The organism is Kineococcus indalonis (genome assembly GCF_009906395.1).
Lineage (GTDB): Bacteria > Actinomycetota > Actinomycetes > Actinomycetales > Kineococcaceae > Kineococcus > Kineococcus indalonis.
Genome location: NZ_JAAALM010000058.1, coordinates 1 through 12558, shown reverse-complemented (window position 1 = coordinate 12558; position 12558 = coordinate 1). Strand labels below are relative to the sequence as shown.

14 protein-coding genes and 1 pseudogene are annotated in these 12558 nt (G+C 78.4%); 9 read left to right on the top strand and 6 right to left on the bottom strand.

Features of this window, described 5'->3' with window-relative positions; genetic code table 11:
- The 5 genes from GTR00_RS05110 to GTR00_RS05090 form a co-directional block, all read left to right on the top strand.
- A partial coding sequence (locus tag GTR00_RS05110; RefSeq protein ID WP_205705092.1) for an alpha/beta hydrolase family protein occupies nt 1-1115 on the top strand: 1115 nt, incomplete at its 5' end.
- A gap of 73 nt (nt 1116-1188) precedes the next feature.
- Nucleotides 1189-2481 carry a kynureninase gene (locus GTR00_RS05105; RefSeq protein WP_323132222.1) on the top strand — a complete coding sequence of 431 codons (1293 nt, stop codon included), beginning with the start codon at nt 1189-1191 and terminating at the stop codon, nt 2479-2481.
- Nucleotides 2478-3332: a tryptophan 2,3-dioxygenase gene (locus tag GTR00_RS05100; protein ID WP_166610551.1), complete on the top strand. Its 855-nt coding sequence runs from the start codon at nt 2478-2480 to the stop codon at nt 3330-3332. The genes GTR00_RS05105 and GTR00_RS05100 overlap by 4 nt, the downstream gene beginning before the upstream one ends.
- 99 nt (nt 3333-3431) lie before the next feature.
- Nucleotides 3432-4310 (top strand): helix-turn-helix domain-containing protein, encoded by an 879-nt coding sequence (locus tag GTR00_RS05095; protein WP_166610550.1) that lies wholly within the window; start codon nt 3432-3434, stop codon nt 4308-4310.
- Between the two features lie 94 nt (nt 4311-4404).
- Entirely contained in the window at nt 4405-5337 is a 933-nt protein-coding gene (locus GTR00_RS05090; protein ID WP_166610549.1) for an NADP-dependent oxidoreductase, read from the top strand.
- Nucleotides 5338-5439: 102 nt separating this feature from the next.
- Here GTR00_RS05090 and GTR00_RS05085 read toward each other — a convergent pair whose 3' ends face one another.
- The 3 genes from GTR00_RS05085 to GTR00_RS05075 form a co-directional block, all read right to left on the bottom strand.
- Nucleotides 5440-5850 (bottom strand): DMP19 family protein, encoded by a 411-nt coding sequence (locus tag GTR00_RS05085; RefSeq protein ID WP_166610548.1) that lies wholly within the window; start codon nt 5848-5850, stop codon nt 5440-5442.
- 164 nt (nt 5851-6014) lie between these two features.
- On the bottom strand, nt 6015-6524 hold the full coding sequence (locus GTR00_RS05080) for a DUF1648 domain-containing protein (RefSeq protein ID WP_166610547.1): 510 nt from the start codon (nt 6522-6524) through the stop codon (nt 6015-6017).
- A gap of 51 nt (nt 6525-6575) precedes the next feature.
- A complete protein-coding gene (locus GTR00_RS05075; protein WP_205705091.1) occupies nt 6576-7532 on the bottom strand; it encodes an ABC transporter substrate-binding protein in 957 nt (318 codons plus the stop codon).
- 93 nt (nt 7533-7625) lie between these two features.
- Between GTR00_RS05075 and GTR00_RS05070 the strand changes: the two are divergent.
- Nucleotides 7626-7994, top strand: a pseudogene (locus GTR00_RS05070) (DUF3499 domain-containing protein); the annotation flags it as partial.
- Nucleotides 7995-8025: 31 nt separating this feature from the next.
- Complete coding sequence (locus GTR00_RS05065; protein WP_323132221.1) at nt 8026-8472, top strand: metallopeptidase family protein; 447 nt, start codon at nt 8026-8028, stop codon at nt 8470-8472.
- Nucleotides 8473-8501: 29 nt separating this feature from the next.
- Here GTR00_RS05065 and GTR00_RS05060 read toward each other — a convergent pair whose 3' ends face one another.
- Nucleotides 8502-8741 carry a WhiB family transcriptional regulator gene (locus GTR00_RS05060; RefSeq protein ID WP_166610554.1) on the bottom strand — a complete coding sequence of 80 codons (240 nt, stop codon included), beginning with the start codon at nt 8739-8741 and terminating at the stop codon, nt 8502-8504.
- Between the two features lie 400 nt (nt 8742-9141).
- Between GTR00_RS05060 and cofD the strand changes: the two genes are divergently transcribed.
- Both cofD and cofE read left to right on the top strand, forming a co-directional pair.
- Nucleotides 9142-10161 carry a 2-phospho-L-lactate transferase gene (gene cofD, locus GTR00_RS05055; protein ID WP_166610553.1) on the top strand — a complete coding sequence of 340 codons (1020 nt, stop codon included), beginning with the start codon at nt 9142-9144 and terminating at the stop codon, nt 10159-10161.
- A complete protein-coding gene (gene cofE, locus GTR00_RS05050; protein WP_240899437.1) occupies nt 10161-11234 on the top strand; it encodes a coenzyme F420-0:L-glutamate ligase in 1074 nt (357 codons plus the stop codon). The genes cofD and cofE overlap by 1 nt, the downstream gene beginning before the upstream one ends.
- On the opposite strand, the gene GTR00_RS05045 is transcribed toward cofE, so the two are convergent.
- Together GTR00_RS05045 and GTR00_RS05040 are read right to left on the bottom strand one after the other, a co-directional pair.
- A complete protein-coding gene (locus tag GTR00_RS05045) occupies nt 11134-11973 on the bottom strand; it encodes a class I SAM-dependent methyltransferase (RefSeq protein ID WP_166610545.1) in 840 nt (279 codons plus the stop codon). The two genes, cofE and GTR00_RS05045, sit on opposite strands and share 101 nt — an antisense overlap.
- 47 nt (nt 11974-12020) lie before the next feature.
- Nucleotides 12021-12558: polysaccharide pyruvyl transferase family protein (locus GTR00_RS05040; RefSeq protein ID WP_166610544.1), on the bottom strand; the 538-nt coding region annotated here is incomplete at its 5' end.

The following is a 12558-nucleotide window of genomic DNA, read 5'->3' as shown; positions in this document are numbered from 1 at the left end:
TCGTGGACCCACGCCCCCTCGTCACCGCGGTCGTCGCCCCCGGCGCGCTGGCCGACCTGCGCACGGCCCGCGAGGTCCTCCAGCGCGCCGCGGCCGCGCGCGGCGCCGGCGCGGAGCTGCTCGCCCCCGCCGACGGCGAGGGCCTGCGCGCGGCGGTGGCCCGGGCCGCGGCCGCCGGGGAGTTCCTGCTGCTGCCGGCCGACCCCGCCGACCTCGACGCGACGGACCTGCCGCTGGACGGTGCCCGCGTGCTGCGCGTGGACCCCGACCACCGCCCGCGCGACGCCTCGGCGGCCGTGCGCCGGCACCTGCGCGGGCGCGGCCTGGACGGGCTGCGCTTCGCCGTGGACGCCTGGTGGTTCCGCACCGCCTCCCCCGCGAGCACCCACCCCTACGGCGCCGACCGCGACCAGCGCGCGGACCTGCGCCTGCCCGGCGGGGAGCCCCCGCCCGGCGGGTTCCCCGTGGCGGTCCTCGTGCACGGCGGCTACTGGCGCTCGCACTGGGAGGCGGACCTGATGGAGGCGGCCGCCGCGGACCTGACCGCGCGCGGGGTGGCGACGTGGAACGTGGAGTACCGGCGCCCGGCCGAGCACGGCTGGGACGCCACGACCGCCGACGTCGCCGCCGCGCTGGCGGCCCTGCCCGGCACCGGCGCACCGCTGGACCTGCGCCGCGTGGTCCTGCTGGGCCACTCCGCGGGCGGGCAGCTCGCGGTGCGCCTGGCCGCCGACGTCGCCGCCGACCCCGCCGCCCCGGTGCGCCCGGCGCTGACGGTCTCCCTGGCCGGCGTGCTGGACCTGCTGACCGCCGACCGCCGCCGGCTGGGTGCGGGCGCGGTGCGCGCCGCCCTGGGCGGTGCGCCCGAGGAGCTGCCGCGGGTGTACGCCGCCTCCAGCCCCCTGGCGCGCCTGCCGGTCGGCGCGCCGCTGGCGGTGGTGTGCGGTCGGCAGGACGACGTGGACCTGCTCGACCTCAGCCGCGCGTTCGCCGCCGCCGCGCAGCGCGCCGGCGACGACGTGGTGCTCGTCGAGGGCGAGGGCGACCACTTCTCGGTCGTCGACCCGGCCTCGGCGATCTGGCCCTCGGTCGTGGAGCTCGTGGCGCGCGTGTGACCGCGCCGCGGGCGGCGCCGCGCGCGCCGGGCGGCTGGCAGCATGAACGGGTCGCCGCACCCGAGGAGAGACCGTGACCGACACCGACGTGACCCCGGCCGCCGCCGGCACCGACTGGCGCCGGCGGGCGGCCGAGCTGGACGCGGCCGACCCGCTGGCGTGGGCGCGCGAGGAGTTCCTCCTGGACGCCGCCCCCGGGGTGGTCTCCTACCTGGACGGCAACTCCCTGGGGCGCCCGCTGCGCGCCACCGCGCAGCGCATGGCCTCCTTCGTGCACGACGAGTGGGGCGGGCGGCTCATCCAGGGCTGGACCGACGACGGCAGCGGGCGCGGCGGCTGGATGGACTGGCCCGAGGTCGTCGGCGACCAGCTCGGCCGCGTCGCGCTCGGCGCCCGGCCCGGGCAGGCCGTCGTCGGGGACTCCACGACCGTGCTGTTCTACAAGCTGGCCCGCGCGGTCGTCGACGCGGCGGCGCGGGAGGGGCGCACCGAGGTCGTCACCGACACCGACAACTTCCCCACCGACCGCTACGTCCTGGAGGGCATCGCCGCCGAGCGCGGCCTGAGCGTGCGCTGGGTGCGCACCGACCCCGCCCACGGGATCACCGTGGAGCAGGTGCGCGAGGCCGTCGGCGAGCGCACCGCGCTGGTGACCTTCAGCCACGTCGCCTACCGCTCCGGGCACCTGGCCGACGCCCCCGCGATCACCGCGGCGGCGCACGAGGCCGGGGCGCTGGTGCTGTGGGACCTGTCGCACTCGGTGGGCTCGGTGCCGCTGGAGCTGGACACCTGGGGCGTGGACGCCGCCGTGGGCTGCACGTACAAGTACCTCAACGGGGGGCCGGGCGCGCCGGCGTTCGGCTACCTCGCCGCCCGCCACCAGGGCCGGCTGCACCAGCCCGTGCAGGGCTGGATGGGCCACGCCGAGCCGTTCACGATGGGCCCGGGGTACTCGCCGGCCGCGGGCGCGCGCTCCCTGGTCTCCGGCACCCCGCCGGTGCTGGCGATGGTGCCGGTGCGCGCCGGGCTGGACCTGCTGGAGCGCGCCGGGATCGAGGCGGTGCGCGCCAAGTCCGAGCTGCTCACGGCGTTCGCGCTGGAGCTGGTCGACGACCTGCTCGCCGGGCACGACGTCGAGGTGGCCTCCCCGCGCGAGGCGCAGCGCCGCGGCGGGCACGTGACCGTGCGCCGCGCCGACCTGCGCGCCGTCAACGAGCGGCTCTGGGCCGACGGCGTGGTCCCCGACTTCCGCGCCCCCGACGGCATCCGGCTCGGGATGGCGCCGCTGTCCACCAGCTTCACCGAACTCCTCGAGGGCGTCGTGCGGCTGCGCCGCGCCGTCGTGCGCAGCGGGGGGCAGCGGTGAGCGGGGAGGCGAACACCCGCCCCGTCGAGGGCGGCGTCGTGCGCGACTTCACCCGCGAGATGTCCTACGGCGCCTACCTGCACCTGGACGAGCTGCTGGCCGCCCAGCACCCGTTGAGCGTGCCCGAGCACCACGACGAGCTGCTCTTCATCGTGCAGCGCCAGACCAGCGAGCTGTGGCTGAAGCTGGTCCTGCACGAGCTGCGCTCGGCCACGACGGCCCTGGCCGGCGACGACCTGAAGGTCGCCCTGAAGAACATCGCCCGCGTCAAGCACGTCCAGCGCACCCTCACCGAGCAGTGGTCGGTGCTGGCCACCCTCACCCCCACCGAGTACGCGCAGTTCCGCGGCTTCCTGGCCTCCTCCTCCGGCTTCCAGTCCCACCAGTACCGCGCGGTGGAGTTCGTGCTGGGCAACAAGAACGCCGCGGTGCTGGACGTGTTCGCCCACGACGCCGCCGCGCACGCCGAGCTGGACGGGCTGCTGCACGCCCCCAGCCTGTACGACGAGTTCCTGCGCCTGCTCGCCCGCCGCGGGCACGCCGTGCCCGAGGAGGTCCTCACCCGCGACGTGACCCGCGCGCACGTGCACACCCCCGCCCTGGTGCCGGTGCTGCGGCGCGTCTACGAGCGCGCCGAGGACTTCTGGGAGGAGTACGAGGCGTGCGAGGAGCTGGTGGACCTGGAGGACAACTTCCAGCTGTGGCGGTTCCGGCACCTGAAGACCGTCGAGCGCACCATCGGCTTCAAGCGCGGCACCGGCGGCTCGAGCGGCGTGGCCTTCCTGGCCAGGGCGCTGGAGCTGACGTTCTTCCCCGAGCTGTACGCCGTGCGCACCGTGATCGGCACCTGAGGCCGCTGGCGGCGACGCCGCAGGGGTTGCCGCCGCGCACCGCCCCGGCCGCGGGTGGCGGGTCTACCGGGCGCAGGGGCGCTCGGGCACACTCGGCCCGTGGATCGTCAGGGGTTCGGCGCGGCGGTGCGCCACCTGCGGGAGGGCACGGCCCCCGCGGCCGTCGGGCTGCCGGCGGGCCGCCGCCGGGTGCGCGGGCTGCGGCGCGAGGAGCTCGGTGAGCTGGCGGGGATGTCCGCGGACTACGTGCGCCGGCTGGAGCAGGGGCGCAGCCACCCCTCCGCCGGCGTGGTGAACGCCCTCGCGCGGGCGCTGCGGGTCGGGCGGGCGGACTACGAGCGGTTGTGCGCGCTGGCCGGGTACGCCGCCGCGGACGGGCAGGTGCCCACCGACCTCGGCCGGGGCGCGACGCGGCTGCTGGAGCGGTTCCCGGACACCCCCATGATCGTCTCCGACGCGGCGATGAACGTCGTGGCGGTCAACAGCGCGTTCCTGGCGCTGGAGCACTGGGACCTCACCGGGGACCGCTGGGAGTGGAACGTCGCCTGGCGCACGTTCTGCGACCCGTTCGACGCCTTCAAGCAGTCCGCGGCCGACGCGGACGACCACGAGGCGGTCCTCGTGGCCCGCCTGCGCAGCTCGGTGCTGCGCTACCCCGCCGACGCCCCGCTGGCCGCCCTGGTGGACGACCTGCGCACCCGCAGCCGCCCGTTCGACACCCTGTGGCGCGCCCCCCGGCCGGTGGCGGCCTACGAGAGCAGCGCGACGTTCACCCAGTCCGACGGGGGCTCGGTCACGCTCGTCGGGAACCTCCTCGCCCTGCCCGGCGACGACCTGGCGGCCGTGGTGCTGACCGCGGCGCCGGGCTCGGACGACGAGGCCCGGCTGGCGGAGCTGGTCGCCGCGAGCGAGGGGCGGGCCGTCGTCGAGGTGGGCCAGGAGGTGGGCCAGGAGGTGGGCCGAGCCGGCCCAGGCTGAGCGCGCCGGGACCTGCGAGCTTCGGTGTCGTCCCCAGGACCGCGGACCGGATCCGCGGAGCACCTCGGGGGACCTCACAGGAGCAGGTGCATCGATGAAGGCAGTGCGCTTCCACCAGGTCGGCGGACCCGAGGTCCTGCAGCACGAAGAGGTCGAGCAGCCCGTCCCGGGGGCCGGGGAGGTCCTGGTGCGGGTGGCGGCCTCGGCGTTCAACGCCGCCGACGACGGCATGCGGGCGGGGTTCCTGCCCATCCCCGTGCAGCTGCCGCACGTGCCCGGCTACGACGTCTCCGGCACCGTCGACGCGCTCGGCGAGGGCGTGGCGGGCCTCGCGGTCGGCGACGCGGTCATCGGGTTCCTGCCGATGGGACGCGACGGCGGTGCGGCGCAGCACGTCGTCGCACCGGCCGAGGCGCTGGTCGCGGCGCCCGCGAGCGTCCCGCTGGCCGACGCCGCCGCCCTGCCGTCGGTGGCGCTGACGGCCTGGCAGGCCCTGTTCGACGAGGGTGGGCTGCGGGCGGGTCAGCGGGTGCTGATCGTGGGCGCGGGAGGCGTGGTGGGCAAGTACGCCGTCGCGCTGGCCAAGCGCGCCGGCGTGCACGTGGTGGCCACCGCCAGCCCGCGCAGCGCCGACGCCGTGCGCGCCGCCGGCGCCGACGAGGTCGTCGACCACACCCGCACCGACCTGCTCGACGCCGTCGAGGAGCAGGTGGACGTGCTGCTCAACCTCGCACCCCTGGACCCCGAGCGGTTCGGCGCCCTGGTGGCGCTGGTGCGCGACGGCGGTGCGGTCGTCAGCACCACCGCGTTCACCCCCACCCCGGGCGACGAGTCCCGCGGCGTGCGGGCGCTCACCGTCTTCGTGCGCCCGCACCGCGAGCGCCTGGCGGAGCTGGTGTCCCTGGTGGACGAGGGGGCCCTGCACGTCGAGGTCACCCGCCGCATCGCGCTGGCCGAACTGCCCGCCCTGCACGCGGAAGCCGCCGCCGGCCGCATCCCCGGCAAGGTCGTCGTCCTGCCCGAGTGAGGCCCGCGCGGGAACCGCACGCGGCCGGTGACCGGCGTCCCCGCACCCGGCGAGCCGGGCGCGGGGACGCCGCCGCGGGTCCCGGAGGTGGGCGCGGTGCGTTCAGCCCAGCGGCGCGAAGCTGTGCGGCCTGGCCCGCACGGCGGCGCGGGCGGCGGCGCCGAGCCCCTCGTCGTCGAGCACGCAGGAGGCGTCGACCTGTTCCTCGGCCGCGCCCCAGCGCGCCTCGTCGTCGGGCGTCGGCGCCAGTTCCTCGTGCCGGCGCCGCGCCGCGTCGACGGTGGCGGCCACGTCGTCCAGGCCGAGGAAGCGGTAGGCCTGCAGCACCCGCGGCAGCGGGTGCTCGGGGTCCTCGCGGTGGTTCTGCACCGCGTCGAACAGCCCGCCGTTCACGACGCTGCCGTGGAACGTCAGCGCGACGTGCAGGGCCGCGTCGCCCTCGTGGGTCCGGACCGCCGGCGAGTCCCACCGGCAGGCGCGGTTCCACAGGGCGTCGAAGTCGTCGTCGAGCACGGGACGACGGTAGCGGCGCGCAGCTCGTCGCCGGGGCGGGCCCCGGCGCGGTCCTGGACCCCCGCCTCGGTCATGCCCGGAGGCCACCCGCGCCCGGTGAGCGCCGGGAGGAGCGCGGGGGGCGCCGCGGCCGGTGCGGGAGGGTCCCGCGCGCCCGCCGGCCGTCAGCCGCTCACGCGGTCCGGGCGGTAGCGCACCCGGTGCGCGAGCACGGCGTGCGCGAGGGTGGACAGCGCCCACAGCCCGAGCACGGCGAACCACCACCCGGGCAGCGCACCGGACCCCGAGGACGCGGCCTGCACCGTCGCGGCCGTCACCGACAGGACCAGGACGTTGGTGCCCGCGCCGAGGACGAGCACGTCCTCGCGCAACCGGCGGCGCAGCTCCCCCTCCCGACCGGCCTCGATCCACCACTGCCCGTGGGGGACGTTCAGCCACTGCGCGGGCGTCCGCGGCACCCACCGCGCCAGCAGCGCGAACAGCCCGGACGTGCCGGCGGTGAGCAGGGCCAGGAACGTGACGGCCGCCGCGCGCGAGCTCCACGCGTCGGCCCCGCCGTCCGCGGCGAAGTGCGTCGGGACCCGTTCCGGCAGCAGCAGCGCCGCGACCACGACGGCCGCCGCGGCGAGCGCGGCGGTCGCGGTGAAGGCCAGGGGTGCGGCGCCGCGGGGCACGGTCCCGACCCTACGGGGTCCCCCGCGGTGCCCCGGGGTCCCCCGCGGTGCTCAGTAGGTGCGCGCCTCGACCTGCTCGGGGGTGACGGTGCGGTCGAAGACGTCGCCGCGCACGATCGTCTCGGCGGGCACGGGCCGGCCGGCGGCCACGCGGCGCAGCACCCCGGCGAGCTGCTCGCCGAAGTCCGGGTCGCACTCCACGACGAGGTCGAGGTCCCCGGCGGCCAGCGCCCGCAGCCCCTGGCGGGTGGCGTCGACGGAGACGACGCGCACGTCCACGCCGGGCCGGCGGCCGGCGGCGCGCACCGCCTCCACGGCGCCCAGGGCCATGTCGTCGTTGTGGGCGAAGACGAGGTCCACGTCGGGCCAGGCCTCCAGGGCCGCGGCCGTCACGTCGCGCCCGCCGGCGCGGGTGAAACCCCCCGTGGCGGCGCCGACGACCTGGTCGCCGGCGAGGGCGTCGAAACCCTCCTGCCGGCCCACCTGCGCGCCGGAGCCCAGGGTGCCCTGCAGCTCGAACACCCGCGCCCCGGGGGCGTTGCGGCGCACCCAGCGCCCCGCGCGCCGGCCCTCGGAGCGGAAGTCGGCGCCGATGCGCGTGGCGTAGGCGTCGGGCAGGGCGGTGGTGATCCCGCGGTCGACGAGCACGACGGGCACGTCCGCGTCGGCGGCCTCGCGCAGCACCTCGTCCCAGCCGTCCTCCACGACCGGGGAGAAGGCCACGACGTCGACGTCGTCGGCGATGAAGCGGCGCAGGGCGGCGATCTGCCCCTCCTGCTTCTGCTGGTCGTCGCTGAGCTCCAGCTCGAAACCGTGCTCGGGGGTGAGGGCGGCGCGCACGGAGGCGGTGTTCGCGGCGCGCCAGCTGCCCTCGGCGCTGAGCTGGGAGTAGCCCACGCGCACCGCGTCGCCGGCGGTGTCGTCCCCGCCGCCGCACGCCGCCGGCGTCAGCGCGACCACCGCCGCCAGCACCGCCGGCAGCAGTCCCCGCACCCCTCGTCGCACCACCGCGCACCTCCCGGCCCGCCATCGGCGTCCGCCGCGGCGACCTTGAGCGGTGCGCGCACGGCCGGTGGCGGTGGTGGTCGTCCCGGCGCAGCGGTGCGGCGGTGCTCGCGGACGGCGTGCGGCCGGACCGCGGTCGCGACCCTGACCTACGTCTACTCCGACTCCACGGCCGTCCTCGGCCCGCTCGCCGCCTACGCCGAGCCGCACTGCTACGACCTGTGCGCCGAGCACGCCGAGCGCCTGACCGCCCCGCGCGGCTGGGAGGTCGTGCGCCTGGCGCCGGAGCTGGTGGAGGCCGCCAGCCGGCACGACGACCTGCTCGCCGTCGCCGACGCGGTGCGCGACCAGCCCGCCGGCCCGCGCCCCGTGGTCGACCCCGACGCCCCGGCGCCCCGCGACCGGGCCGCGACCGGCTCGCGACCGGGCCGTGACCGGGGCGGCGCGCGGGTGCGCCGCGGCGGCGCGCGCCCGGGGCGCTCGGTACCCTGCGCCGGTGACCACGCCCCGGGCGCACCGCAGGCGCCGTCGAGTGCGGCGCGACCGGCACGGCCGCGGCCTGCGCGGCCCGCTGCTGCCGGCCTCGCTGCCGGCCGCGCGCACCCGCGCGGAGCGCTTCGACGACCTCGTGCTGGACGCCGTGGAGCTGCTGGAGCGGCGCTGGGCCGAGCAGCTCGCCGGGGTGGAGTTCGCCGTCGAGGAGGTGCCGCCCTCGGACCCGGCCCCCTGGGAGGACGAGGTCGTGCCGCTGGGGCGGCTGTTCCCCGCGGACGCCTCCGGCCCGGCACGGGTGGTGCTGTACCGGCGCCCCGTCGAGACGCGCGCCGGCGGCGAGGACCTGGAGGACCTGGTGGCCGACGTCGTGGTGGAGCAGGTGGCGCACCTGCTGGGGCTGGACCCCGAGGAGGTGGACCCGCGCTACGGCGGGGACGACGGGGACTGACCCGCCCGGCGCGGGCCGGGCGGCGGGGCTCAGATGGCGCGGCGCTTGAGGCGGCGGCGCTCCCGCTCGGACAGCCCGCCCCAGATGCCGAAGCGCTCGTCGTTGGCCAGGGCGTACTCCAGGCACTCCTGGCGCACCTCGCAGCCCTGGCACACGCGCTTGGCCTCGCGGGTGGAGCCGCCCTTCTCGGGGAAGAACGCCTCGGGGTCGGTCTGCGCGCACAGGGCCAGCTCCTGCCAGCCCGGGTCCTCCGGGGTCAGGCCGGACAGGCCGGTGGGCGGCCCGACGGCCGGGTCGGGCAGGCTCGTCACGAGCCGCAGCTCGGGGCGGCCGTGCGGCTCGTGCTCCTCGGGGCGCACGGTGCCGCCCTCCTGGTCGCGGTGCTGGACGTCGATCTCCACTGGGCAGCCCCCACAGCCTCGGTCTGTCACTACCGGTGACGCGACGGTCACGCAAGACCACCACTGGTGGAATTACACGCGTGTCGTCCTCACTAGTCAAGCCCGGCGTGGTATCACCCCCGCCCCGAGGGCCCCAGGGGCCTCCCCCGCACCACCGGCGCGCCCGCCGCGCTCACCCGTCCGGCCCACCCCGGGCACCCGCGCGGGTGCCCGGCGGCACCGCCGGCGGGGCTGCGAGCATGGCCCGGTGAGCCCCACCACCGCACCCCTGCGCGTCACGGCCCTCGCCGGCGGCGTCGGCGGCGCGCGCTTCCTGCGCGGCCTGCTCGCCGCCCTGCGCTCCAGCGCCGACCCCGCCCGCCGCGACGCGGAGGTCACCGTCGTGGTCAACACCGCCGACGACGTGACCCTGCACGGCCTGCGCATCAGCCCCGACCTGGACTCCGTGATGTACACGCTCGGCGGCGGCATCGACGAGGTGCGCGGGTGGGGCCGCGACGAGGAGACCTCCGGGGTGGCCGACGAGCTGGCCCGCTACGGGCGCACCCCCACCTGGTTCACCCTGGGGGACAAGGACATCGCCACCCACCTCGTGCGCACCCAGGCCCTGGCCGAGGGCCGCACCCTCTCCCAGGCCACCGCCGAGCTGTGCCGGCGCTGGCGCCCCGGCGCCCGCCTGCTGCCGATGACCGACGACGTCGTGGAGACCCACGTCGACCTGGCCGTCGTGCCCGAGGCCGAGCGCGCCGCCCACGACGGCGAGGCCGGCGGGCGGCGCGTGCACTTCCAGGAGTGGTGGGTGCGCCTGCACGCCGCCGTGCCCGCGCTGGCCATCGAGCCCGTCGGCGCGGCGGACGCCCGCCCCGCCCCCGGCGTGCTGGAGGCGCTGCGCGGGGCCGACGTCGTCGTGCTGCCGCCCAGCAACCCGGTGGTCTCCATCGGCTCGGTGCTGGCCGTGCCCGGCGTGCGCGAGGCGCTGCGCGCCACCGCCGCCCCCGTCGTGGGCGTCTCCCCCGTCATCGGCGGCGCGCCCGTGCGCGGCATGGCCGACGCGTGCCTGGCGGCCATCGGGGTGCCCACCACCGCCGCCGCCGTCGCCGGGCTGTACGCCGACTTCCTCGACGGCTGGCTGATCGCCGAGGGCGACGAGGCCCCCGCGCCCGGTCCGCGCCCGCTGGCGGTGCGCCGCCGCCCGCTGCTGATGAGCGACCCCGCGGCCACCGCCGCCCTCGCCGGGGCCGCCCTCGACCTCGCCGGCGAGCTGACCGGGCGGGCGGGCGCCGCGTGATGCGCAGCACCACCAGCCTGCAGGTCGTCGGGATCACCGGCGTCGGGGAGGTCGCCGCCGGGGACGACCTGGCCCGCGTCCTCGTCGACGCCCTGCACGCCCAGCGCACCTCCCTCGTCGACGGCGACGTGGTGGCCGTCTCCAGCAAGGTCGTCTCCAAGGCGCGCGGGCTGACCGCCCCGCTGGCCGAGCGCGAGGCCGTCGTCGCCGCGCAGTCGGTGCGCACCGTCGCCGCGCGGCGCACCCCCGCCGGGCTGGCCAGCATCGTGCAGGCCGTCGCCGGGCCGGTCATGGCCGCCGCCGGGGTGGACGCCTCCAACGTCGCCGAGGGCACCGTGCTGCTGCTGCCCGCCGACGCCGACGCCGAGGCGCGCGCGCTGCGCGCCGGGCTGCGCGCCCTGACCGGCGCGGACGTGGGCGTCGTGGTCACCGACACCGCCGGGCGCGCCTGGCGCGAGGGGCAGACCGACTTCGCGCTGGGGGTGGCGGGCCTGGCGGTGCTGGACGACCTGCGCGGGGAGCTGGACGCCTCCGGCCGGCCGATGAGCGTCACCGCGCGCGCCATCGCCGACGAGGTCGCCGCCACCGCCGACCTCGTCAAGGGCAAGACCGACGGCGTGCCGGCGGCGCTGGTGCGCGGCCTGGCCGGGCGGGTCTCCGCCGCCGACGGGCCCGGGGCGCGCTCGCTGCTGCGCCCGCCGGCCTCGGACTGGTTCCGCCTGGGGCACGTGGAGGCCGTGCGCGCCGCGATCGGCGCCGCCGACGCGCCGCCCCCGCCGGTGGTTCCGGGCACGCGGGCCGAGCAGCTCGAGCGCGTCGCGCAGGTCGCCGCCGCCGGCGGGCCCGGGCGCTGCTCGGTCGAGGACGGGGAGGGCGGCGGGGACGGGCCGCTGCTGCGGCTGCGCGCCGAGGACGCCTTCTCCCTGGGCGCCCTGGCGCAGCGCGCGCTGGCGGCGCTGTGGACGGAGGACCTCACCGGCACCGTGGAGCGCCGGGGGCCGCGGGCGGCCCTGGTGCGCGTGGCCCCGGCCCCCACGGCGCCGGAGCCGGCTCGCGCACCAGCCACGCGCTGAGGTAGCGCTGGGCGCCGCTGCGCAGCCCGGCGTGGTTGCGGGTGCCCTCGATGCCGGCGAAGGGCCGGAAGGCGGGGTGCAGCGGGCGCGGGACCCACGCGTCGATGAGCTGCAGCTTGCGGGCGCTGTCGCGCTCCAGCGCGCGCAGCACCTCGGCGGTGACGTCCTCCTCGCGGTGCACGCGCAGCCCGCAGCCGGCCAGCTCGCCCCGCACCCGCTGCACCTGCCGCGCCGGGCGCAGGTCGGCCCAGAAGAAGTCGCCGCCGGGGCGCAGCACGCGGCGCACCTCGGCGAGGAACGCGGGCACGTCGTCGTAGCAGTGCGAGGACTCGACGTTGACGACCGCGTCGAAGGAGGCGTCGGGGAAGGGCAGCGCCAGGGCGTCGCCGTGCACGAAGGTCAGCCCGGGCGCCGCGCGGTCCCGGCGGCTGAGCGCGACCGCGCGGGCGGAGAGGTCCAGGCCCACCACGGTGCGCGGGTGCCGGTAGCGGGCCAGGTAGGAGGCCCCGCCCCCGCGGCCGCTGCCGACCTCCAGCACGTCGCGCCCGCGCACGTCGCCGGCCACGACGTGCTCGTACAGCTGCACGCACAGCCGGTCCGCCTCGTCGCCCGGCTCCAGCGCCAGCCGCGGCGGCCCGGGCGGGGCGTAGCCGTAGTTCATGAAGGCCCACGCGGGCTCGCGCGCCCACCCGGCCAGCAGCTCGTAGCTCGCCCGCCACACCAGCCGCCGCGCACCCATGCGCGACGGTACCGCCGTCCCGCGCGGCCCGGCGGGCCCCGCGCGCCTCAGCCGCGCAGGGCGGCGGACAGGGCGTCCAGCTGCTCCGCGCCGGCGGCGGGGGCCTGCCCGCGGGCGCGGGCGGCGGCGGCGCGGCCCGAGCCGGAGGTGCACCAGGCGAGCTGCTCGTCCAGCGCCAGCGCCCCGTCGGCGGCGAGCACCTCCTCGGCGCCCAGCAGCGCGGGCCACCCCCACGCCCGGGCCTGCGCGCTGACCTTGCCGCCGCCGGCGACGGGGTCCACGGCCAGGGCGGGCACGCCCGCGCGCAGGGCGAGCACGAGCCCGTGCAGGCGGGTGGTGACCACGGCGTCCAGGCGGGAGAGCACGGCCAGGACCTGCTCGGCGGTGGCCGGCAGGCGCCAGTCGCGCGGGTCGACGCGGGTGTCCAGCTCCAGGCGGGCCACGTCCAGGCCGCCGAGCCAGCCGGCCAGCGCGCCGGCGACCTCGTCGTGGCGGCGGCGCGCGCCGTACTCGCCCTGCCCGCGGGTGAGGTAGACCCCGAGCACGGGCAGCCCGTCGACCGGGGGGCGGGCGGCGAGGTCGCGG

Bases quoted from the DNA above. Each gene is read 5' to 3' on its own strand.
- GTR00_RS05090 (WP_166610549.1), top strand. From the start codon at position 4,405: ATGAAGGCAGTGCGCTTCCACCAGGTCGGCGGACCCGAGGTCCTGCAG.
- cofE (WP_240899437.1), top strand. From the start codon at position 10,161: ATGCGCAGCACCACCAGCCTGCAGGTCGTCGGGATCACCGGCGTCGGG.
- GTR00_RS05045 (WP_166610545.1), bottom strand. From the start codon at position 11,973: ATGGGTGCGCGGCGGCTGGTGTGGCGGGCGAGCTACGAGCTGCTGGCC.